This window comes from Couchioplanes azureus, from assembly GCF_014648355.1.
GTDB lineage: Bacteria > Actinomycetota > Actinomycetes > Mycobacteriales > Micromonosporaceae > Actinoplanes > Actinoplanes azureus.
On record NZ_BMQY01000005.1, the window covers coordinates 387,424 to 407,565 of the forward strand.

22 protein-coding genes and 4 tRNA genes are annotated in these 20,142 nt (G+C 69.1%); 3 read left to right on the top strand and 23 right to left on the bottom strand.

Annotated features, from left to right (window positions below; all coding sequences use genetic code 11):
• Positions 1-66 precede the first annotated feature (66 nt).
• The 16 genes from rpoB to IEY99_RS20420 all read right to left on the bottom strand — a co-directional run bounded on the left by rpoB (position 67) and on the right by IEY99_RS20420 (position 13,470).
• Positions 67-3,507 (bottom strand): DNA-directed RNA polymerase subunit beta, encoded by a 3,441-nt coding sequence (gene rpoB, locus IEY99_RS20345; protein ID WP_189205452.1) that lies wholly within the window; start codon positions 3,505-3,507, stop codon positions 67-69.
• A gap of 573 nt (positions 3,508-4,080) precedes the next feature.
• Complete coding sequence (rplL, locus tag IEY99_RS20350; protein ID WP_189205454.1) at positions 4,081-4,470, bottom strand: 50S ribosomal protein L7/L12; 390 nt, start codon at positions 4,468-4,470, stop codon at positions 4,081-4,083.
• A gap of 54 nt (positions 4,471-4,524) precedes the next feature.
• Positions 4,525-5,070 (bottom strand): 50S ribosomal protein L10, encoded by a 546-nt coding sequence (rplJ, locus tag IEY99_RS20355; protein WP_189205456.1) that lies wholly within the window; start codon positions 5,068-5,070, stop codon positions 4,525-4,527.
• A 285-nt stretch (positions 5,071-5,355) separates the two neighbouring features.
• The gene (locus tag IEY99_RS20360) at positions 5,356-6,054 is read right to left on the bottom strand and encodes a hypothetical protein (RefSeq protein ID WP_189205458.1); all 699 of its coding nucleotides are present in this window, start codon (positions 6,052-6,054) and stop codon (positions 5,356-5,358) included.
• Positions 6,051-6,791, bottom strand: coding sequence for an ATP-binding cassette domain-containing protein (locus tag IEY99_RS20365; protein WP_189205460.1), 741 nt, complete (start codon positions 6,789-6,791; stop codon positions 6,051-6,053). Before IEY99_RS20365 ends, IEY99_RS20360 begins: the two co-directional genes overlap by 4 nt.
• 67 nt (positions 6,792-6,858) lie before the next feature.
• Positions 6,859-7,569 (bottom strand): 50S ribosomal protein L1, encoded by a 711-nt coding sequence (rplA, locus tag IEY99_RS20370; RefSeq protein ID WP_189205462.1) that lies wholly within the window; start codon positions 7,567-7,569, stop codon positions 6,859-6,861.
• Positions 7,570-7,648: 79 nt separating this feature from the next.
• Positions 7,649-8,395, bottom strand: a complete 747-nt coding sequence (gene nusG, locus IEY99_RS20375; RefSeq protein ID WP_189205465.1) for a transcription termination/antitermination protein NusG — start codon at positions 8,393-8,395, stop codon at positions 7,649-7,651.
• A 27-nt stretch (positions 8,396-8,422) separates the two neighbouring features.
• Complete coding sequence (gene secE, locus IEY99_RS20380; RefSeq protein WP_189205466.1) at positions 8,423-8,800, bottom strand: preprotein translocase subunit SecE; 378 nt, start codon at positions 8,798-8,800, stop codon at positions 8,423-8,425.
• A 118-nt stretch (positions 8,801-8,918) separates the two neighbouring features.
• Positions 8,919-8,991, bottom strand: a tRNA-Trp gene (locus IEY99_RS20385).
• Between the two features lie 176 nt (positions 8,992-9,167).
• Positions 9,168-9,563 (bottom strand): MaoC/PaaZ C-terminal domain-containing protein, encoded by a 396-nt coding sequence (locus IEY99_RS20390; RefSeq protein WP_189205468.1) that lies wholly within the window; start codon positions 9,561-9,563, stop codon positions 9,168-9,170.
• Positions 9,556-10,014, bottom strand: a complete 459-nt coding sequence (locus IEY99_RS20395) for a MaoC family dehydratase N-terminal domain-containing protein (RefSeq protein ID WP_189205470.1) — start codon at positions 10,012-10,014, stop codon at positions 9,556-9,558. The genes IEY99_RS20390 and IEY99_RS20395 overlap by 8 nt, the downstream gene beginning before the upstream one ends.
• Before the next feature lie 128 nt (positions 10,015-10,142).
• A complete protein-coding gene (gene rpmG / locus IEY99_RS20400) occupies positions 10,143-10,310 on the bottom strand; it encodes a 50S ribosomal protein L33 (RefSeq protein WP_071803282.1) in 168 nt (55 codons plus the stop codon).
• Between the two features lie 124 nt (positions 10,311-10,434).
• Positions 10,435-10,507 (bottom strand) — tRNA-Met (locus IEY99_RS20405).
• A 46-nt stretch (positions 10,508-10,553) separates the two neighbouring features.
• Positions 10,554-10,629: transfer RNA gene (locus IEY99_RS20410), tRNA-Thr, on the bottom strand.
• A gap of 99 nt (positions 10,630-10,728) precedes the next feature.
• Complete coding sequence (locus tag IEY99_RS20415) at positions 10,729-13,257, bottom strand: putative bifunctional diguanylate cyclase/phosphodiesterase (RefSeq protein WP_189205472.1); 2,529 nt, start codon at positions 13,255-13,257, stop codon at positions 10,729-10,731.
• Between the two features lie 57 nt (positions 13,258-13,314).
• Positions 13,315-13,470, bottom strand: coding sequence for a hypothetical protein (locus tag IEY99_RS20420; RefSeq protein ID WP_189205474.1), 156 nt, complete (start codon positions 13,468-13,470; stop codon positions 13,315-13,317).
• A 257-nt stretch (positions 13,471-13,727) separates the two neighbouring features.
• Here IEY99_RS20420 and IEY99_RS20425 point away from each other — a divergent pair, with 257 nt between their 5' ends.
• A complete protein-coding gene (locus IEY99_RS20425; RefSeq protein WP_189205476.1) occupies positions 13,728-14,129 on the top strand; it encodes a hypothetical protein in 402 nt (133 codons plus the stop codon).
• A 27-nt stretch (positions 14,130-14,156) separates the two neighbouring features.
• Here IEY99_RS20425 and IEY99_RS20430 read toward each other — a convergent pair whose 3' ends face one another.
• Genes IEY99_RS20430 through IEY99_RS20440 form a run of 3 tightly spaced genes read right to left on the bottom strand, consistent with a single transcriptional unit; the run spans position 14,157 to position 16,064 of the window.
• The gene (locus IEY99_RS20430; protein WP_189205478.1) at positions 14,157-14,966 is read right to left on the bottom strand and encodes a sulfurtransferase; all 810 of its coding nucleotides are present in this window, start codon (positions 14,964-14,966) and stop codon (positions 14,157-14,159) included.
• 18 nt (positions 14,967-14,984) lie between these two features.
• Positions 14,985-15,287, bottom strand: coding sequence for a hypothetical protein (locus tag IEY99_RS20435; protein ID WP_189205490.1), 303 nt, complete (start codon positions 15,285-15,287; stop codon positions 14,985-14,987).
• A 57-nt stretch (positions 15,288-15,344) separates the two neighbouring features.
• A complete protein-coding gene (locus IEY99_RS20440; protein ID WP_189205492.1) occupies positions 15,345-16,064 on the bottom strand; it encodes a winged helix-turn-helix transcriptional regulator in 720 nt (239 codons plus the stop codon).
• 53 nt (positions 16,065-16,117) lie between these two features.
• Between IEY99_RS20440 and IEY99_RS20445 the strand changes: the two genes are divergently transcribed.
• Entirely contained in the window at positions 16,118-16,759 is a 642-nt protein-coding gene (locus IEY99_RS20445; RefSeq protein WP_189205494.1) for a maleylpyruvate isomerase family mycothiol-dependent enzyme, read from the top strand.
• Positions 16,760-16,897: 138 nt separating this feature from the next.
• Here IEY99_RS20445 and IEY99_RS20450 read toward each other — a convergent pair whose 3' ends face one another.
• On the bottom strand, positions 16,898-17,392 hold the full coding sequence (locus IEY99_RS20450; RefSeq protein ID WP_189205496.1) for a YajQ family cyclic di-GMP-binding protein: 495 nt from the start codon (positions 17,390-17,392) through the stop codon (positions 16,898-16,900).
• 150 nt (positions 17,393-17,542) lie between these two features.
• Between IEY99_RS20450 and IEY99_RS20455 the strand changes: the two genes are divergently transcribed.
• A tRNA-Tyr gene (locus IEY99_RS20455) sits at positions 17,543-17,626 on the top strand.
• A gap of 131 nt (positions 17,627-17,757) precedes the next feature.
• On the opposite strand, the gene IEY99_RS20460 is transcribed toward IEY99_RS20455, so the two are convergent.
• The 3 genes from IEY99_RS20460 to IEY99_RS20470 form a co-directional block, all read right to left on the bottom strand.
• Complete coding sequence (locus tag IEY99_RS20460) at positions 17,758-18,327, bottom strand: DUF4352 domain-containing protein (RefSeq protein WP_189205498.1); 570 nt, start codon at positions 18,325-18,327, stop codon at positions 17,758-17,760.
• 188 nt (positions 18,328-18,515) lie between these two features.
• A complete protein-coding gene (locus tag IEY99_RS20465; protein ID WP_189205500.1) occupies positions 18,516-19,916 on the bottom strand; it encodes a tyrosine-type recombinase/integrase in 1,401 nt (466 codons plus the stop codon).
• Entirely contained in the window at positions 19,913-20,101 is a 189-nt protein-coding gene (locus tag IEY99_RS20470; protein ID WP_097322800.1) for a helix-turn-helix transcriptional regulator, read from the bottom strand. Before IEY99_RS20470 ends, IEY99_RS20465 begins: the two co-directional genes overlap by 4 nt.
• Positions 20,102-20,142: the final 41 nt, after the last annotated feature.

A 20,142-nucleotide genomic window follows, 5' to 3' on the forward strand; every position in this document is an offset into this window, starting at 1 on the left:
TTGCTCGGATAAATTCCAGGCGGCGGGGGCGTCCCTGGTGGTTGTCACCGCCAGGGACGCCGTCCGTCAGATCTCTTCGACGCTGCTGACGCCCTCGTTCGGGCGCCGGGACAGGTCGATGCCGAGTTCTTCCGCGGCCCGGAAGACCTCGTCGTCCGTCTCGCGCATCTCCAGGGCCACGCCGTCGCTGGAGAGCACCTCGACGTTGAGGCACAGCGACTGAAGCTCCTTGAGCAGCACCTTGAAGGACTCCGGGATACCCGGCTCCGGGATGTTCTCGCCCTTGACGATGGCCTCGTAGACCTTCACGCGGCCCAGGACGTCGTCGGACTTGATGGTGAGCAGCTCCTGCAGCGCGTACGCCGCGCCGTAGGCCTGCATCGCCCAGCACTCCATCTCGCCGAACCGCTGGCCACCGAACTGCGCCTTACCACCCAGCGGCTGCTGCGTGATCATCGAGTACGGGCCGGTCGACCGCGCGTGGATCTTGTCGTCGACCAGGTGGTTCAGCTTGAGGATGTACACGTAGCCGACGGAGATCGGGTCGGGCAGCGGCTCGCCGGAGCGACCGTCGAAGAGCTGCGCCTTGCCGTCGCCGTTGACCAGCCGCTTGCCGTCGCGGTTGACGAGCGTCGACTCGAGGAGACCCTTGATCTCCTCCTCCTGCGCGCCGTCGAAGACCGGGGTCGCGACGTTCGAGTCCGCCGGGGACTCGTGCGCCTCGATCGCCTTCAGCTGCCGCTTCCAGTCGGCGTCCTCGCCGTCCACCTGCCAGCCGGTCTTGGCGATCCACCCGAGGTGGGTCTCCAGGACCTGGCCGATGTTCATGCGCGAGGGCACACCGAGCGGGTTGAGCACGATGTCGACCGGGGTGCCGTCCTCCAGGAACGGCATGTCCTCGACCGGCAGGATCTTCGAGATGACGCCCTTGTTGCCGTGCCGGCCGGCGAGCTTGTCGCCGTCCTGGATCTTGCGCTTCTGGGCGACGTAGACCCGGACCAGCTCGTTCACGCCCGGGGGCAGCTCGTCGCCGTCCTCGCGGGAGAACGTGCGGACGCCGATGACCGTGCCGGTCTCACCGTGCGGCACCTTCAGCGAGGTGTCCCGGACCTCCCGGGCCTTCTCACCGAAGATGGCGCGCAGCAGGCGCTCCTCGGGGGTCAGCTCGGTCTCGCCCTTGGGCGTGACCTTGCCGACCAGGATGTCGCCGGGCACGACCTCGGCACCGATCCGGATGATGCCGCGCTCGTCCAGGTCGGCGAGCATCTCCTCGCTGACGTTGGGGATGTCGCGGGTGATCTCTTCCGGGCCCAGCTTGGTGTCGCGGGCGTCGACCTCGTGCTCCTCGATGTGGATCGAGGTGAGGACGTCCTGCTGCACGAGGCGCTGCGACAGGATGATCGCGTCCTCGTAGTTGTGGCCCTCCCAGCACATGAACGCGACGAGCAGGTTGCGGCCGAGGGCCATCTCCCCCTCGTCGGTGCACGGACCGTCGGCGATGACCTGGCCCGCCTCGACCCGGTCGCCCTCGAAGACGACGGGCTTCTGGTTGACGCAGGAGCCGGCGTTGCTGCGGCGGAACTTGTGCAGCAGGTACGTACGGCGGTGGCCGTCGTCCTGGTGCACCGTCACGTAGTCGGCGCAGAGGTCCTCGACCACGCCGCCGACCTCGGCCACGACCACGTCACCGGCGTCGACCGCGGCGCGGTACTCCATGCCGGTGCCGACCAGCGGCGCCTCGGCCTTGACCAGCGGCACGGCCTGACGCTGCATGTTCGCGCCCATGAGCGCGCGGTTGGCGTCGTCGTGCTCGAGGAACGGGATCATCGCGGTCGCGACGGAGGTCATCTGCCGCGGCGAGACGTCCATGTAGTCGACGTCGGTGCCGGGCACGTAGTCGACCTCACCGCCCTTCCGGCGGACCAGGACGCGGTCCTCCGCGAAGGTGCCGTCGCTGGCGAGCGTGGCGTTCGCCTGCGCCTTGATGAACCGGTCTTCCTCGTCCGCGGTCAGGTAGTGGACCTCGTCGGTGACGCGGCCGTTCTCCACCTTGCGGTACGGGGTCTCCACGAAACCGAACGGGTTCACCCGGGCGAAGGTCGAAAGGGCACCGATCAGGCCGATGTTCGGGCCTTCCGGCGTCTCGATCGGGCACATCCGGCCATAGTGGGACGGGTGCACGTCACGGACCTCGAAGCCGGCCCGCTCCCGGGACAGACCACCGGGGCCGAGCGCGCTCAGCCGGCGCCGGTGGGTCAGGCCCGCCAGCGGGTTGGTCTGGTCCATGAACTGCGACAGCTGCGAGGTGCCGAAGAACTCCCGGATCGCCGCCGTGATCGGGCGGATGTTGATCAGCGTCTGCGGCGTGATCGCCTCGACATCCTGCGTGGTCATGCGCTCGCGGACGACGCGCTCCATGCGGGACAGGCCGACCCGGACCTGGTTCTGGATCAGCTCGCCGACCGTACGCAGGCGCCGGTTGCCGAAGTGGTCGATGTCGTCGGCCTCGTAGCCCTCCTCACCGGCGTGCAGCCGGCAGAGGTACTCGACGGTCTTGACGATGTCCTCTTCGGTGAGGGTGCCGCGGACGATCGGGACGTCGATGTCCAGCTTCTTGTTGAACTTGTAGCGGCCGACCTTGGCGACGTCGTACCTCTTCGGGTTGAAGAAGAGGTTGTCCAGCAGGGTCTGCGCGTTCTCCCGGGTCGGGGGCTCACCCGGGCGCAGCTTGCGGTAGATGTCGAGCAGGGCCTCGTCCTGCCCGGCGATGTGGTCCTTCTCGAGCGTCGTCATGAGCAGCTCGGACCAGCCGAACCGCTCGCGGATCTGGTCCGCCGACCAGCCGATCGCCTTGAGCAGGACGGTGACGGCCTGCCGCCGCTTGCGGTCGATGCGGACGCCGACCGTGTCGCGCTTGTCGATGTCGAACTCGAGCCAGGCGCCCCGGCTCGGGATGACCTTGACGCTGGAGAGGTCGCGGTCGGAGGTCTTGTCCGGCTCCTTCGTGAAGTACACGCCCGGCGAGCGGACGAGCTGACTCACCACGACGCGCTCGGTGCCGTTGATGATGAACGTCCCCTTGGGGGTCATCATCGGGAAGTCACCCATGAACACGGTCTGGCTCTTGATCTCGCCAGTGGTGTTGTTGGTGAACTCCGCGGTCACGAACAGCGGCGCGCAGTAGGTCAGGTCCTTCTCCTTGCACTCCTCGATCGAGGCCTTGACCTCGTCGAAGCGCGGAGAGGAGAAGGACAGCGACATTGTGCCGGAGAAGTCCTCAATGGGACTGATCTCTTCGAGGATCTCTGCGAGGCCCGAGAGGGCGTGCGGATCGTCCGTCGATCGGGCCTGCCACGCCTCGTTACCCACCAGCCAGTCGAAGGACTCCGTCTGGAGGGCGAGGAGGTTGGGGACCTCAAGTTGCTCGGTGATCCTGCCGAAAGAGATACGGCGGGGAGCGTAAGCGCTCGACGTACGACTGGTCTTCGCAGGGCGGGAAGCTGCCAAGATGCGTCCTTCCGAGGACCGGTGCTGCTGATGCGGCTGAGCTGCTGATGCAACTGTCTGCGCTGCTTACCGCTCTGGGCACTCCAATGAACCCCCAGGAAGTCATCCGGATGGATGTCCCTGCAGGGCTCAAGGCAGAAGGCAGCGCAAACTAGCAGTGTAGCCGCTCGGCTAACCGCTGTCCAGCCCACACCGGAGGAAGCCTGCGGAACGTGCCTCGCGGCTGCTGACCTGCGCCTCCATGGTCAGTGCCCGGTGCGGGGCCGCTCAGAACGCGGCGATTCTCCTCGGTGCCGGTCTGCGGACCCGTTCGGAACCAGGCATACCCGCAGGGCGGCTGTCGCAAGCGCGGAAACTTGCTGATGTCAGCGTGCCTGTCGGCGGACACACAGTCAAGGGTTGTGCCGCGGGTCGGACCTGTGCCTTCCCCGGCCGGACGCGGCATAGCGGCCCTGACGCAGCAATTATTGCTGCTCACGCCTTTTGTCCGTCGATGATGAGACAGCAATGACAACAGGCGAGGACCCGTTTCCGGGTCCTCGCCTGTCGCGGGAAAAGCGGTGCAGCCTCAGGTCACTTGAGGGTGACCTTGGCGCCCTCACCCTCGAGCTTGGCCTTGGCCTCCTCGGCCTTCTCCTTGTTGACACCCTCGAGGATCGCCTTCGGGGCGGCCTCGACGGCGTCCTTGGCCTCCTTGAGGCCCAGGCCGGTCAGCTCGCGCACGACCTTGATGACCTGGATCTTCTTGCCACCGTCGGCCTCGAGGACGACGTCGAAGGAGTCCTTCTCGGCCTCGGCCGGAGCGGCGTCGCCGCCGGCCGCGGCGCCACCGGCCACCATCGCGACGGGCGCGGCGGCGGTGACCTCGAAGACCTCCTCGAACTGCTTCACGAACTCGGACAGCTCGATCAGCGTCATCTCCTTGAACGCGTCGAGCAGCTCGTCGGTGCTGAGCTTCGCCATGTCTGGCAACCTTTCGTTGTTTCTGTGGATGTAAGTCAACTCCGCACGGGCCCGTCAGGCCTCGGCGGAACCGTCCTGCGCGCGCTTGTCCTGCAGTGCGGCCGCCAGGCGTGCGACCTGGGCCAGCGGGGCCTGGAAGGTGCCCGCAGCCTTGGTCAGGTTGCCCTTCATGGCGCCGGCCAGCTTGGCTAGCAGCACCTCGCGAGGCTCGAGGTCGGCGATCTTGCTGACCTCGGCGGCCGAGATGGCCTTGCCCTCGAAGACGCCGCCCTTGATCACCAGGACGGGGTGGGTCTTGGCGAAGGCCCGCAGACCCTTGGCCGCCTCGACCGGGTCGCCACTGACGAAGGCGAGCGCGGTAGGACCGGCGAAGAGCTCGTCGAGGCCCTCGATGCCCGCGTCGCTGGCCGCCCGCTTCGCGAGCGTGTTCTTCGACACGGAGTACTTGGTCTGGTTGCCCAGCGACCGCCGCAGCTCGGTGATCTCGGAAACCGTGAGGCCGCGGTACTCGGTCAACACGGTGGCCGACGAGTTACGGAAGTGCTCCGTGAGCTCGGCGACGGCAGTGGCCTTGTCGGCCCGGACCGGCTTGTCCGCCATGTCCCTCCTCTCTCAATGCTCAAGAGCCGCTGGAGGTAGTGCGCGGACCCACAACACGAGAAACGCCCCGGCGCAGGGCGCACGGGGCGGGCATGGGCGCGGTGAAACGCCGGCATGATCGCGAACCGTCCTCCCTGCGCGGGTCGCCCGCATGATGCGGGACCTTCGGCCGCGACCCCCGTCCGAAGACGGCGACTGCGGCGACCAGCGGTCTATGGGTGGAACTTCAACACCGAAGAGTACGCGGCCGAGCGCCCCGGACCAAATCGGCCCCCGGGCACCGGGTCAGGCGCGGCGGCGCCGCAGCCACAGGTATGCCGACAGGGCCAGCGCGCACCACGTCAGCCCCCATCCGGCGAGCAGCAGGAAGGTGCCGGGCGGCGGCAGGGGCGCCCTGGTGAGCGCCCGCGCGAGCGCCATCACCGGCGGCACCAGCCACGGCGCGATCGAGCCCCGCAGGCCGAGCACCACGCCGAGCACCGCCCCGACGGCGAGCACGGTGACCCCGGCGCGGACCGTGCGGGTGACCGCGCGGCTCGCCAGCGCACCGAGCCCCACGCCGGCGGCGAGAGACAGCAGGTGCGCGACGACGCCCAGGCCCACGCCGGCCGCGGTGGAAGGCTCGCCGGTGCCGGGCTCGGGGCCTCGGAGGGCGCCGAGCGCCGCCGGGAGGGCGAGGGCCACCACGCAGAACAGGAGCCCGGACAGGACGGCGGCCAGGGCACCGGCGAGGGCCTCCCGGGCCGGCCCGACCGCGACCCGGGCGAGGCGGCGCTGGACGTCCGGCTCGGTGTCGAGGAGGACCTTGGTGAGCCAGGCGAACACGGGGAAGAGCATGGCGGCGGAGTAGCCGTAGGCCGAGGCGGCCGTGGCCTGTCCCCCGCCGTGCAGGATGCCGAGCAGGGCCAGGCCGGTGATCAGCGGGGCGAGGACGCGGCCGCCGCGGAGGAAGCCGGCGAGGCGCATCCGGGTCAGGGCGATCATCGCGGCTGCTCCTCGCGTACGCCCAGGACGCGGTGACCGTCGGCACGCAGCCGGGCCACCGTCCGGTCGGCCTCCGTGCGGCGGACGGCGACCTCGACGACGACGTCTCCGGTGTCCCCGGGCGACCAGCCGGTGGTGAGCGTGCCGTCGGCGACCAGCCAGCGGGTGGCGCCGGGCAGGCCGGCGATCTCGTTGCGGTGGTCGCTGACCAGCACCGCTCCGCCCGCCGCGGTCACCTCGGCGACGATCGCGGGGATCAGCGTGCGCGCCTGCGCGTCCAGGCCCTCCCACGGCTCGTCGAGCACGAGGAGGCCGGGGGTCACCAGGAGCGCCTGGGCGAGGCCCACCTTCTGCGCGGTGCCCTTGGAGAGGGCGTGCAGCGGGGTGTGCCGGTGCTGGCCGAGACCCAGGCGCTCGATCCAGCGGTCGATCTCCCGGTCGCCGCGGGGCCCGCGCAGGCCGCGCAGCGCCGCCATGCCCGCGAGGTATCGGCGGGTCGTGAACGGCTGGTCGGCCGGGAAGCGCTCCGGAACCCACCCGACCACGGCCGGACGGTCGTGGACGGCACCCCGGACCGGGCGCAGCACGCCGGCGGCGAGCTGCAGCAGGGTGGACTTGCCGGCGCCGTTGCGGCCGAGCACCACGACCGTGGCTCCCGGCTCGACGGTGGCGCCCACCTCGCGCAGGGTCCACTCCGCGCGGCGCGCATATCGGAACCAGAGCTGCTCGAATCGCACGCCGGCAGCCTCGCACAGAAGAAGCCCCCGGGATCGTCCCGGGGGCTTCCGCTGTGGATGACGGCCGTCAGGCCTGCGCCTCGCGCAGGTTCTTGACGACGTTCGGGTCGACCGGCACGCCGGGGCCCATGGTGGTGCTGACGGTCACCTTCTTGAGGTACTTGCCCTTGGCCGCGGACGGCTTGGCCCGCAGGACCTCGTCGAGCACCGCGGCGTAGTTGTCGACCAGCTGCTCGGCCGAGAAGGAGGCCTTGCCGATGATCAGGTGCAGGTTCGAGTGCTTGTCCACCCGGAAGGTGATCTTGCCGCCCTTGATGTCCGAGACCGCCTTGGTCACGTCCATGGTGACCGTGCCGGTCTTCGGGTTCGGCATGAGGCCGCGGGGGCCGAGGATCCGGGCGATGCGGCCGATCTTGGCCATCTGGTCCGGGGTGGCGATGGCGGCGTCGAAGTCCAGCCAGCCGCCCTGGATCCGGGCCACGAGCTCGTCCGTGCCGACCTCGTCGGCGCCGGCCGCGACGGCCTCCTCCGCCTTCGCACCCTGCGCGAAGACGATGACGCGGGCGGTCTTGCCGGTGCCGTGCGGCAGGTTGACCGTGCCGCGGACCATCTGGTCCGCCTTGCGCGGGTCGACGCCGAGGCGCATGGCGACCTCGACCGTGGCGTCGAACTTGGTGGGGCTGCTCTCCTTCGCCAGCTTCACGGCCTCGGCGGGCACGTAGAGCTTGGTGGCGTCGATCTGCTCGGCGGCCTTGCGGTAGGCCTTGCTGCGCTGCATTTCTCTCTTACTCCTGTGGTAGATGGCGGGACGCGCGCATGCGCGCCCCTCCCACGAATGGTTCGGGGTGTTGCCTCAATCAGATCTTGGCGACCTGGTTGAAGTTCAGCTCGACCGGGGTCTCCCGGCCGAAGATCGACACCAGCACCTTGAGCTTCTGCTGGTCGGCGTTGATCTCGGAGATGGAGGCCGGCAGCGACGCGAACGCGCCGTCGGTGACGGTGACCGAGTCGCCGACCTCGAAGTCGAGGACCTTGACCTCGGGCTTGACCTTCTTCTCCTCGGCCTCGACGGCCGGGGCCAGCCACTTGAGCACCTCGTCGAGCGACAGCGGCGCCGGCCGGTCGACCCGGTCGGTCGCGCCCACGAAGCCGGTGACGCCCGGGGTGTTGCGCACGCAGGAGTACGACTCCGGCGTCAGGTCCATCCGGACCAGGATGTAGCCCGGGAAGACCTTGGCCTGCACCTGGTTGCGCTTGCCGTTCTTGACCTCGACCTCTTCGCGCGTCGGCACCTCGACCTGGAAGATGAAGTCCTCCATGTCGAGGCTCGTGATCCGGGTCTCGAGGTTGGTCTTGACCTTGTTCTCGTAACCGGCGTACGAGTGCACCACGTACCAGTCGCCGGGGGCGTAGCGCAGCTTCTGGCGCAGCTCGGCGACCGGGTCGTAGTCCTCGTCCGCCTCGGGCGCCTCGGCCTCGGGCGCGTCGGCCACCGAGTCGGCGGCGGGCTCGGTTGCGGCCTCGACCGACTCGGCGTCGCCCGCGGTCGCCACCGAGGACTGCTCGTCGGCGGATTGGGCGGTCTCGTCGTCGTACTCAGGCACGCTTGCTCACTTCCGTAACTGTCAGCTTCAGTTGCCGAACGACGCCAGGACGGCCTTGCTGAACCCCAGGTCCAGCAGGGCGACGATCGCGGTCACCACGGTGACGAAGACGATCACGACGCTGGTGTAGGTCAGCAGCTCATTGCGGGTCGGCCAGATGACCTTACGCAGCTCGCTGACGACCTCGCGGAAGAAACCGCCGATGCGGTTGCCGCCCCGGCCTTCCTTCTTCGCCTTCGGCTTGTCGTCGTTCTCCGTGCGCTCCCGGACGGCGGTTCCACCGCCGCGGGTCACCGGCTCGTCGACGTCCTCCTGGGCCTGGTCGTCGGCGACTGCGTCGTCGAACGCCTCGTCCCCGGGGCGGTCGCCTGCAGCGTCGTCACCGGGTCGCTTCCTCTCGGCCACTTCGCCCTCTTCCGTCGTCGGTCGGTGGATGTCGCATCAGCGCGCCCTACGCGGCGCACGGACGTTACCGGCGGCCCGCGCCGGGCGGTCCGCCGCCGGGCCGTACGGGTTCGGTGCGCAGGGGTGACAGGACTTGAACCTGCAGCCTGCGGTTTTGGAGACCGCTGCTCTGCCAATTGAGCTACACCCCTACGTGGGAACGGCCATGCCCACCGCACGCTTCGCATGCGAAAGACAGGGTCGATTACCCCACGGCGGACCAGTGTACGGGTTCGCTTCCGTGATTCCCAACCCGGCCCCTCCCCCGGGAGTGCCGGGATGCGCCCGGGCAGGTCCCCGCCGTACGGCAGGGCGCCCGGGCGGTTCGTCACCTCTTGCGGACAGTGGCCCGCGCCATGGCGAGAACCTTCTCGCCGTTGCAGGTCGCGGTGATGTCGATCTTCGTGAGCCCGTCGTCGGTGACCTCCTTGACGACCCCGCTCACCACGACCTCGGTGCCCTCGTCCGTGTCCGGCACCGGGACCGGCCGGGTGAAGCGGACGCCGTACTCGACCACGGCGTCGGCGGCACCGGCCCAGTCGGCGACGGCCCGGCCGGCCAGGGCCATGGTGTACATGCCGTGGGCGATGACGCCGGGCAGGCCCACGCTCTCGGCGGCGCGGTCGCTCCAGTGGATGGTGTTGAAGTCACCGGAGGCGCCGGCGTACCGCACCAGGTCGGCCCGGGTGACGCGGAACGTGTGGGTGGGCAGCTGCTCAGCCATGGTCTTCCTCCCCGCGCTGGACGATCTTGGACCAGACCGTGACGACCGGCTCGCCGTCGGCGGTGGAGACCTCGGTCCGGGTGGTCAGGAAGTCGTGCCCGCTCCGGCTGGTGATCTCCTCGACGCTGTTGACGCAGACCAGCGCGTCGCCGGCGACGACCGGCCGGGTGTAGGCGAACTTCTGGTCGCCGTGCACGACGCGGCGGTAGTCGAGGCCGAGAGCGGGATCGGCGAGGATCTGCCGGCCGGAGGCGGTCATCGTGATCACGACCGGGAAGGTGGGCGGCGCCACCACGTCGGGATAGCCGGCGGCGCGGGCCGCCTCGGGGTCGTGGTGCAGGGCGTCGGTGGCGCCGATGGCCGTGGCGAACTCACGGATCTTCTCGCGGCCCACCAGGTAGGGCTCGGTGGCCGGCCAGCTACGGCCGACGAAAGACGGGTCGAGGGGCATGAGGGGAAACTACCCTGTCGGCCGCCGCCGCATAAGAACCTGCACGGACCGCGCAAGATTGCGCCCCGGGCCCGGACAAAGGAAACGGCGGCCACCCTGGTGCAGGGTGACCGCCGGTTCGCGAAGGCTCAGCGGGTCTCGCGGTGCAAGGTGTGCTTGCCGTCCCGGGGGCAGAACTTCTTCAGCTCGATGCGGTCCGGGTCGTTGCGCCGGTTCTTGCGCGTGATGTAGTTGCGGTCCTTGCACTCCGTACACGCCAAGGTGATCTTGGGACGGACGTCGGTCGCCTTGGCCACGGCGGGGTGCCTTCCTGCTCACGGATTACATACGGCATACCAGCGTAGACGCTTGCCACGCAGACATGCAAAACGCCGGACGTCGCCCGGGGTCGCACGGCATCCGGGACGAGTCCCGGACCAGTAGCGGTGGCCGGACTTGAACCGGCGACACAGCGATTATGAGCCGCTTGCTCTGCCATCTGAGCTACACCGCCGCGCCAGGCTGAAATCCCGCGCCTGAGGGCGGATCACGAACCCGGGTGGAGCCCCCTTACGGAATCGAACCGTAGACCTTCTCCTTACCATGGAGACGCTCTGCCGACTGAGCTAAGGGGGCGCGCGCGATCTCTCGCTTGTTGCGCAGGGAGAAGCTTACACGGCCGCGCAGCGGAGGTGAAATCGGCACCCCGGTGCGGCGAAACCGCAGTTCAGCGGCTCAGCCCACGGCGCGCAGGCGCCGTACCTCGCCGGTCGGGGTCTCCTCGGGCTCGGTCTGCGCGCTCAGCCAGGTGTTGAGCCGCTCCACCGGAAGCGGGCGGCTGAAGAAGTACCCCTGCCCGATCTCGCAGCCCAGCTCGGCCAGCAGATCCAGGGTGAGTTCACTCTCCACCCCCTCCGCGACCACCGTGAGGCCGAACTCGCGGGAGAGCCCGATCACCGCCCGTACGATCGCCAGGTCGCCCGAGTCGGTCGCCATGCCCTGGACGAAGCTGTCGTCGATCTTCACCTCGTGCACCGGAAGCTGGCGGAGGTAGGAGAGCGACGAGGCGCCCGTACCGAAGTCGTCGACCGAGAGCCGTACGCCCAGATCCCGCAGGCGGTAGAGGGTCGGCAGGGCCCGCTCGATCTCGCCCAGCATCCCCGGCTCGGAGATCTCGAAGGTGACCTGCGCGGCCGGGACCCGGTATTCCTTCAGCAGCTCGTGGACCTGGTCGGGGAAGCGTGGATCGAGCAGGGTACGGGACGACAGGTTCACCGCGATGGACAGCGGCCGTCCCGCGTCCGCCCACTCCCGGCAGTGCCGCAGGCCGGCGGTGAGGACCACCTGGGTGAGCCGGTGGAGCTGTCCGGTGTGCTCGGCCACGGCCACGAAGTCGTCCGGGGACACCTCGCCGTGCGCGGGATGTTGCCAGCGGGCCAGGCACTCGACGCCGATCAGGTGCCGGTCCTTGATGGAGACCTTGGGCTGGAAGTGCACCTCCAGCTCGCCGGCGTCCAGCGCGCGCCGCAGGTCGGCGGCGAGGCCGAGGCGGCGGGCCGCCCGGGACTCCAGGGCGGGGTGGAACATCTGCACCCCGTACGGCAGGGCCTTGGCCGAGTTGGCGGCCAGCTCGGCGCGGCGCAGCAGGGCGTCGGGATCGTCGCCGTGGTCCGGGTGCAGGGACACCCCGGCGGCCGTGTCCACGTCCAGGGTGAGCGAGCCGACGACCATCGGGCCCCGGAGCTGCTCGCGCATCTCGGTGGCCAGCCGTACGGTCTCCTCGGTGCTCTCGACCCGCAGCGTGACCACGAACTCGTCGCCGCCGATCCGGCCGACCAGCGCGCCCGGCCCGGCGATGCCCCGCAGCCGCTCGGCCACCTCGGCCAGCAGCTTGTCGCCGGCGGCATGCCCCATGGACTCGTTGACGTCGCGCAGGCCGTCGACGTCGAAGAGGATGACGGCGACCACCTCGCCCGGCGCCCGCACCTTGACGGCCTCGGCGAGCGCGTCGGTCACCCTCCGCCGGTTGGGCAGCGAGGTGAGTCGATCATGGTACGCGTCGAAGCGCAGCCGCTCGACCAGCCGGGAGTTCTCCACGGCCACGCCGGCGTGGGCCGCGATCGTCTCGAGCACCTGCACGTCGGCGTCGCGGAAGGTCGTGGCGTCGCCGAGCAGGTTGGTGACCTCCAGGCTGCCCACGGTGGTCTGGCCCGAGCGCAGCGGCACCGCGATGACGTCCTTGACGCCGCTGTCGCGCAGAAAAGGGCGCAGGTGCGCGGTGTCGGGGAAGCGGGCGCCGACCGCGACCGTGGCGCCCTCCTCGAGGGCCTCCTCGCGCACCGCCGTGGGGGTGGGCGCGATGTCCAGCAGGCCCTTGCCGTCGACCCGGGCGGTCAGCAGCACCTCGGGATGGCGGCCCTGCGCGGGCAGCCAGAGGGTGGCGTACTCGGCGCGCATCAGGGCGCAGACCCGGCTCAGCAGGATGTCCGGGAGGCTGCCGTCGCTGCCCTGCTCGCGCATCGCCTGGGTCAGCTCGTACACCTCGGTCAGGGTGCGGTGCTGCCGGAAGAACCGGGAGAACGAGCGGAGCACGAACGCGAGGGCGAGCAGGAGCAGCCCCAGCGGGATCGCAGCCCACCAGGTCGCATCCAGCGCCACGAGGCAGACCAGGCCCATGACGATGTTGATGGCCGCGGTGACGAGCGTCTGGGACCCGGCGCGGAGGGCGTCCTGCCCGGCACGGCGGTCCTGGACGGCGGTGATCACGCCGGCGTAGGACAGCCAGCTCACCAGGGTGGCGGTGACCACGCCGGCGGAGAGGATGCCCCAGGTTCCCGGGCCGGCGCCCTCGATCTTCGGCAGGGCGGACACGACCACCAGGGCGGCGGCCGTGCGGGCCGCGGACTTGGCGACGTTGTAGGCCTGCTTGGTCACGTCCATCCGGGACCAGAGCTGCGTCGCGAGGCTGGCGACGGTCTGGGCCAGGATGACGGCCGGTGGGGAGAGGAAGTAGATCGCGAGGATGAGCGGGATCTCGTTGAGAACGACGAGGAAGGCCTGCCGGCGAACGACGACGCTCAGCACACTGACGTGGGCGGCGACGAAGGCCGCGAGCACCAGGAGCGCACCGGGCCACTCATGCCACCAGGCGGGCTCCCGGTACCAGTAGATGGCCAGGCAGACAACTGCGAAGATCGCCAGCGGCGTGGTGACGAGCCACGCGTACTGCGGAGAACGTCGACGCGACTGCGACCGCCCCGCCATTGCGCGCTCCTCGTCGTCGAACCGTCAGGCGGTACCGTCCGCAAGAACGGCTCGGGCCTACTGCCAGTCGATGTCACCCAAGAGGGGCTGGAAAGCTGCGATCGCCGATCCCCCGGTCGCGTGCTCGCTCGACGCGGTCGCGGCGGCGCCGCCGGCCAGGGCCACGAGCACGAAAACCAAGCCGGCGAGGCGGCCCAGCTTCCTTGCAGACATGTTTTCTCCTCGTACGAAAAGGTCGCTCGGGTGGGGGGTTCCATGATGGTGCCACACGCTGAGTACGTCAGACACCGTCCATCGGCGGGTCGAACCCGCACATGCCGAAATCTTGGCTAAACGGCTGAGGCGGGCAGGTAACTCCGACCCGCAATATTGATAGCTTTGCGCCCGAAATGGCGGCAGATGCGAGGTGGATTCGCGTGTCAACGTCAAGCTCCCTTGACGTCAGGCTGTCTTGACGTGACACTGCACAAATGACTACTCCTGATGAACTGGAACAACAGCACACGCTGTCCACCGCCACAACGCGTTACGACGAGCTGAGGATGCGGGAAGCGCTCGCCGCGATGACCGGCGACGGCTTCGACGACGCACCGCCGCTGAGCCGGCAGGAGAGCCTTGAGCTGCTCGCTCTCAGCGAGGTCGTCAGCCGCAAGGCGGGATACGGCCGCCAGGCGATGGTCCGCTCGGCCCGCGCCGCGGGGGCCTCGTGGACCCAGATCGGCGCCGCCCTGGGCACCAGCAAGCAGGCCGCCTGGGAGGCCCACAACCGCTGGATCGAGGAGCAGGCACGCCAGCACGAGCGGACGGGCTACGAGGGTCTGGGCCCCGACGAGGCCGACGCGGCCCGCGGGCTCGCCGGCAACCCGGACTGAGCCTTCGCCACCATTTCCGGAGCCGGGTTAATCACCCGTCGCGGCGGGGTGATCGGTCGCACTGTATTGCGACCAGGAACCGGGATAGAGACGCCCGATGCCGAGCCCCGCGTGTTCCATCGCCAGCAAGTTATGGCACGCGGTGACGCCGGAACCGCAATAGGACACGACGTCACTGCCGGCATGCACACCCACCGCCGCGAACCGTTCCCGCAACCGGGGAACCGGAAGAAAGCGGCCCCGCTCGTCGACATTCTCCCGGCACGGCAGGTTGCGCGCCCCGGGAATGTGCCCGGCCCGCGGATCGACCGGCTCCGCGTCGCCGCGGAACCGCCCGGGGTCCCGCGCGTCCAGCACCACGGCATCCCCGCCGGCGGCGGCCTCCAGGTCGGCCAGGCGGTCGCCCGGCCACGGCCGGGGCGTGAAGACCGCGCGGTCCCGGCTGGTCGTCCCGCTCACCAGCGGCCCCTCGTACGCGGTGAGCCCGCCGTCGAGCAGCGCGGCGTCGTGACCGGTGGCGCGCAGCATCCAGACCAGCCGCGCCGCGACGACACCGCCCGCGTCGTCGTACGCGACCACGGTGTCCCCGTCGCCGATCCCCGCCGCGGCCATACCCTCGGCGAAGACCTCCGGCTCGGGCAGCGGATGCCGGCCCTCGGCCGGCGAGGCGGGCCGGGCCAGCCACCGGTCCAGGTCGACGAAGACCGCGCCGGGAAGATGGCCGTTCTCGTACGCCTCGCGCCCCGACCGCCCGTCGAGATACCAGCGGACGTCGGCCAGCACCACCGCGTCCCCGCGCTCGGCCACCCACGGAAAGTCGACGACCGGACCGATCACTCTGGCTCCTCGGCTGTGCTAGCTGTCCTCGGTAGGCCTGCCCCGGCGCGGCCGGTACCTCACCAGGGCGACCCCGACGAGGACGATGGCGAACGCGCTCACGGCGGCGGCGGCAGGCCCGCCCGGAATCATCTGCCCCACCACCATCAAAAGCAACGCCGCCCCGAACAACAGGTGGTACAGGGCGGCGTCACGAACGCGGCGGAAGTTCCGCATGGTGCTGGGCGGGGCGCTGCCGGTGGCCAGCATCTTCACCCCGAAGAGCAACAGAGCCAGCCCGATGACGCCGCCGACGACCAGCGTCGCCGTACCAAGGTCCATGGACCTCAGTCTGCGCCGCGGTGGGGTGCTTCACCGGTAGTTGGTGAACTGGCCGGGTCACGGCTTCGAGCTGCCGCCGCTTCGCCGTCGCGTGACGTCAGGGACCTGCAGCCGGGTCGCGGTCAGCAGAGCCTGGACCGCCGCCGCGTCGCCCGTGATCACGATCCCCTGCGCATCCTCGATCGGGGATCCGCCGATGACGAGTGCCTTCCAGGCCGAAGTACTCGCCTGGACCCGGGCGTCGACGTCGTCGGGGATCGGCTCCTTCGTGATCCTGGTGCCGGCCGGACCTACCGTCGCCAGGTATCCGACCGGCTCGTTCCCGGCGCTACGGGAGTCGGTGAGCTGCAACGCGACACGGCGGGGCACGTCGCTCCCCGGCGCCGGCCGCGCATGCGCCCTCATGGCGAGGACCAGCGTGTCGGGACTCATGTCGGCCTGCAGCGGCAGCCGAGGCGATCGCACAGCCCACCGTGACAACGCCGCGTTGACCTCTTCGAGTTCCCGTCCCCAGTCCGTGAGCTCATAGACGGTGCTGTCTGCGGGTCGGGGCAGTAAGCGCCGGTCGACGATGCCGGACTCCTCCAGATCGTGCAGCCTGCGGGAGAGCACGCTCGGACCTATCCCGGGGATGTCGTGCTGGAGGTCGATGAAGCGCTTCGGGCCCAGCACCAGCTCGCGCACGATGATGAGCGCCCACCGGTCCCCGATGAGATCCAGCGCGTGGGCGGCGGCGCATCCGTCGTTGTATGAGCCATATGTCCTTCGCGTCACCACCTCACCAGGCTAGCTACTTGCGCAGTAGTTACAACTACTGTTTTAGTAGCTCGATGAACGTGAAGCGCACCACTGTGTGGACCACGGTTCATCACGAACGCACTGCCCTGCTCCGCGATCTCGGCGCTCTGACGCCCGAGCAGTGGAGTGCCCCCACCGCCTGCACGGGCTGGGACGTGCACGACGTGGTGGCTCACCTGATCGACAGCGCGAAGACGACCAGGACCGCATTCGTCCGGAGCATGATCGCGGCACGTTTCGATTTCGACCGCCAGAACGCCCTCGGCGTCGCCCGCGAACGCCGCCGTGACCCCGAAAAGACCCTGGCCGCATTCCGATCCGTGCGATACCGCACCAGCACCCCGCCGGCGGCGATCGCCACCCGCCTGGTCGAGGCATTCGTCCATGGGGAGGACATCCGGCGAGCGGTGGGACTCAGCGGTGACTACCCGCCCGGCCAGGTCGCGAGCGCGCTGAAGTTCCAACTGCGTACGACCGTGAAGATGGGCGGCGGCAAGGAACGTGCCCAAGGATTGCGGCTGATCGCCTCGGACGCACCCGTCGACATCGGCACCGGACCAGAGGCGCACGGATCCGCTCTCGCTCTGCTGCTTGCGGTCTCCGGACGTCCGTTGAACCCAGATGAGCTCACCGGCCCGGGAGCCCAGACCCTCGCGGAAAGAGCCACGGCCTGAACCTCGAGGTGTTTCCGTACGGGTCCCACGACCCGCAGCCGCTGGGTGGTCGCGCCGCCCGGACAGGGCCGGGCCAAGGCGCGCCCCGGCGCCTCAGCCCAAGCTCAACCACGTTCCGCCGGGCTGCTGGTTCACCCGCTAGCGGTAGTTGGTGAACTGCAGGGCGACCCCGAAGTCCTCCTGCTTGAGCAGGGCGATGACGGCCTGGAGGTCGTCCCGCTTCTTGCCGGTGACCCGCAGCTGGTCACCCTGGATCTGCGCCTGCACGCCCTTGGGCCCCTCGTCGCGGATCTTCTTGCTGATCGCCTTGGCCTTGTCGGCCTCGATCCCCTCGACCACCTTGCAGTCGATCTTGTACGTCTTTCCCGACTGGCGAGGCTCCCCGGCATCGAGGGACTTCAGGGAGATGTTCCGCTTGACCAGCTTCTCCTTGTACACCTCGAGGGCCGCGGCCGCACGCTCCTCGGTCTCCGAGGTGATGGTGACCCCGTTCTCCCCCGACTTGACGATGGTGGTGCCGGTCCCCCGGAAGTCGAACCGGGTGCCGAGCTCCTTCTCCGCCTGGTGGAAGGCGTTGTCCACCTCCTGACCGTCGACCTTGCTCACGATGTCGAACGACGGGCTGGCTGCCATGATCAGACTCCTGCTGCTGGGCCACGTATCGATGTCCACGAGGGCCCGCCGGGGGCCCTCGACATGCCGACCGTACCCGGTTGCGAAAGCGGCCGCCGGTACGGCTATCCTGTTCTCCGCCGCCAAGAAACACCGAGGCGGCGATGCCCAGGCGGGTTGCCCGAGCGGCCAATGGGAGCGGACTGTAAATCCGTCGCGAAAGCTACAGAGGTTCGAATCCTCTACCCGCCACCACCGGCACAAGAAGGCCCCTCACCTGCTGAAACAGCGGGGAGGGGCCTTCCTCGTCGGTCCCACTGAGTCTCACTCGGGACCGCTTGATCTCACTGGTCGTGTCGGATACGTGTCGGCAGTCGGGGACTCCGTCAGAGCTTCCAGTACCCGTAAGACTCGTCGTCCCAGAGGCTGCTGACGTGGACCTGTCCGCCCTTGAGGGCGCTCTTCGGAACGTCGAAGACGACGAGGCCCGACTTGCGCTGACCGGCCTTCAACTCCACAGCGTCGAACTCGCCGTCAAATCCCCCACTCCAGGTGGGCTCGTAGACCGTCCCGTCAGACGTAACGAAGGAGAGGTCTGAGGTCGACGCGAACTCGGAACCCTTGATGACCTTGATCTCAAGCTTCGCCGTAACGTATGTCCCGTTCTTAGGGTTCATGAACCCGTTCGGAGACTTGGCCTTCTTCACGTTGCTCAGGGTGTACTTGACTTCCCCGTCTTCCCCGATCCGCCACGGCCGCACGGTGATGGTCTGGCCGACCTTGGCAACGACAGGCCCTTCTGGCTTCTCACCCGTGTCATCCTTTGCGGGGGCATCACGGTCGCTAGCGGATTCACCTGGGTCTGAGACTGATGGAGCCTTAGTCTTCGATGACTCGGCGGCAGAACTGACCAGAGCCGTACAGCCCCCGAAGCACATGACCATGAAAACGCCCACGATGCTTAGCGTGATCCAAAGACCCTTGCGGGACTTCTTCGGCGGCGGGGGAGCCGCAAAGTACGGAGCCCCCATCGGCACCTGAGGGGGAATCGGCGGCTGAGTCATGATCTTCCTCTACGGTTATCTATCAAGGGCCGCCCTGTAGTTCGGCGCATCGCCTGGCTGGTTGAGCTTCCCGCATCACGTCATTCCAGATCCCGCTGCGCTAGAGCCGCCGCGATCCGGCTGCGCGCGGCTTCCTCTTGCCCATAAATGCACTTCGCGTAGACCCGCATGAGGACGTGGACGCTGTGCCCGGCCCACTCGGCGACCTGGGTTGCGGGGACGCCCGCGTTCAGCCAGAGGGACACGGCGGCGTGCCGCAGGTCGTAGGGCCGCTTCGCCAGCGGTGACCGGAGTTGTGCGGGGGTGAGCGTCGCCTCGCGGGCGTCCCGCCAGGCCTTGCCGTAGGAGTTGCTCGGGATGGGCTGGCCGAGTGTCGGCACGTAGCGACCACCGGGGCCGCGCCGGGTGACGAACAGCCTGCCGTCAGGTGCGGGCTTGTACTCGGCGATGTGGTGGTCAAGCAGAGCACAGAGGGGCGGCGGCGCGGGCACGGGTCGTGTCGCGCTCTTCGCCCGGTGCTTGAGCCCGCGTCGCTCGATCGTGCCGTCTTCGTCTCCCCATCCGTGTCCGACCGCAACGGTCGAGCCGGTGAGGTGAAGGACGCCCCACCCGCCCTTGACCTTGGGACGCTCGTACTCGTCCTCCCGGAGGTTCAGTACTTCCTCGGGGCGCAGCGCGGCGTAGTACATGCACCCGAAGAAGGCCACAAGCTCGGGCGTGCGGTCGCGGACGGCGGCAAGCAACGCGCGGGCTTGCGCCGGGTTGACCACCGCCTTGCGGTCGACCTCGTCGTCATGCTTCGGGGCGATCCAGCTCACGAGCGACAGCGGGTGGACCTCTAGTAGCCGCAGCTCGACCGCGTACTTGAGCGCCCCGGAGAAGATCGCGCGCTTGCGGGCGATGGTGCTCGCGGACGCCGCGCCGCCATCCTTCATACGGAGCGCGATGGTGTCGAGAGCCTTCCTGACCAGGGCAGCGTCAGTCAGGGCGGACAGGTCGACGGTGTTGGACTCCAGCCACCGGACGGCGGTCGCCAATTCGGCCGGCGGATCCCCGGCATCGCGCCGAGTTTTGTTGAACGACCAGCCGTAGAGGGCGGCGCGAATGGCCTTGTCGCTCGGCACTCCCCGGCTGGTCGACAGCAGGGCGGGCGTGACGGTGGCCAGTGCCTCCGCGATGCCCTTGCGGTGCTTGGCCGAGGCGCGCGGCCACTTGACGTCGACGTAAGCGATCGCGTGGTCGTACCACGACCGGGCGTTGCGGGCGCGGGCCATCGGTTCGGGCAGGCCGCACTTCTCGTCGAACGCGACGCCCTCTCGCTGAGCTACGACCAGCTTCGACCGGTAGCTGTCGGCAAGCGCCCTGGTGGCGAACGTGTCCCGGAACGGCTTCCCGGCGACGACCCACCGGATGGTGTACGAGGTGCCCTTGGCGAGCTTGTTGACCAACACGCTGTGGACGCGGACATCGAAGGTGCTCATGCGGCTTGCGGCTCCTCACGGCTCGACAGCCAGGCGTCGAAGTCGGTGCGACGGATGCGGAGCTGCCCGTTCGGCAGCTTGTAGGTGCGAGGTGCCTCGCCGAGCGCCTTCCAGCGGAAGAAGGTCGACTTTGGTACGTCCAGCTCGGCGAGGAAGTCAGCAAGGGTCAGAAAGTTGCGAGCCATCGGGTTCCGGCCTCCCTAGGCGAGGTGCGGGCGGAGTGCTG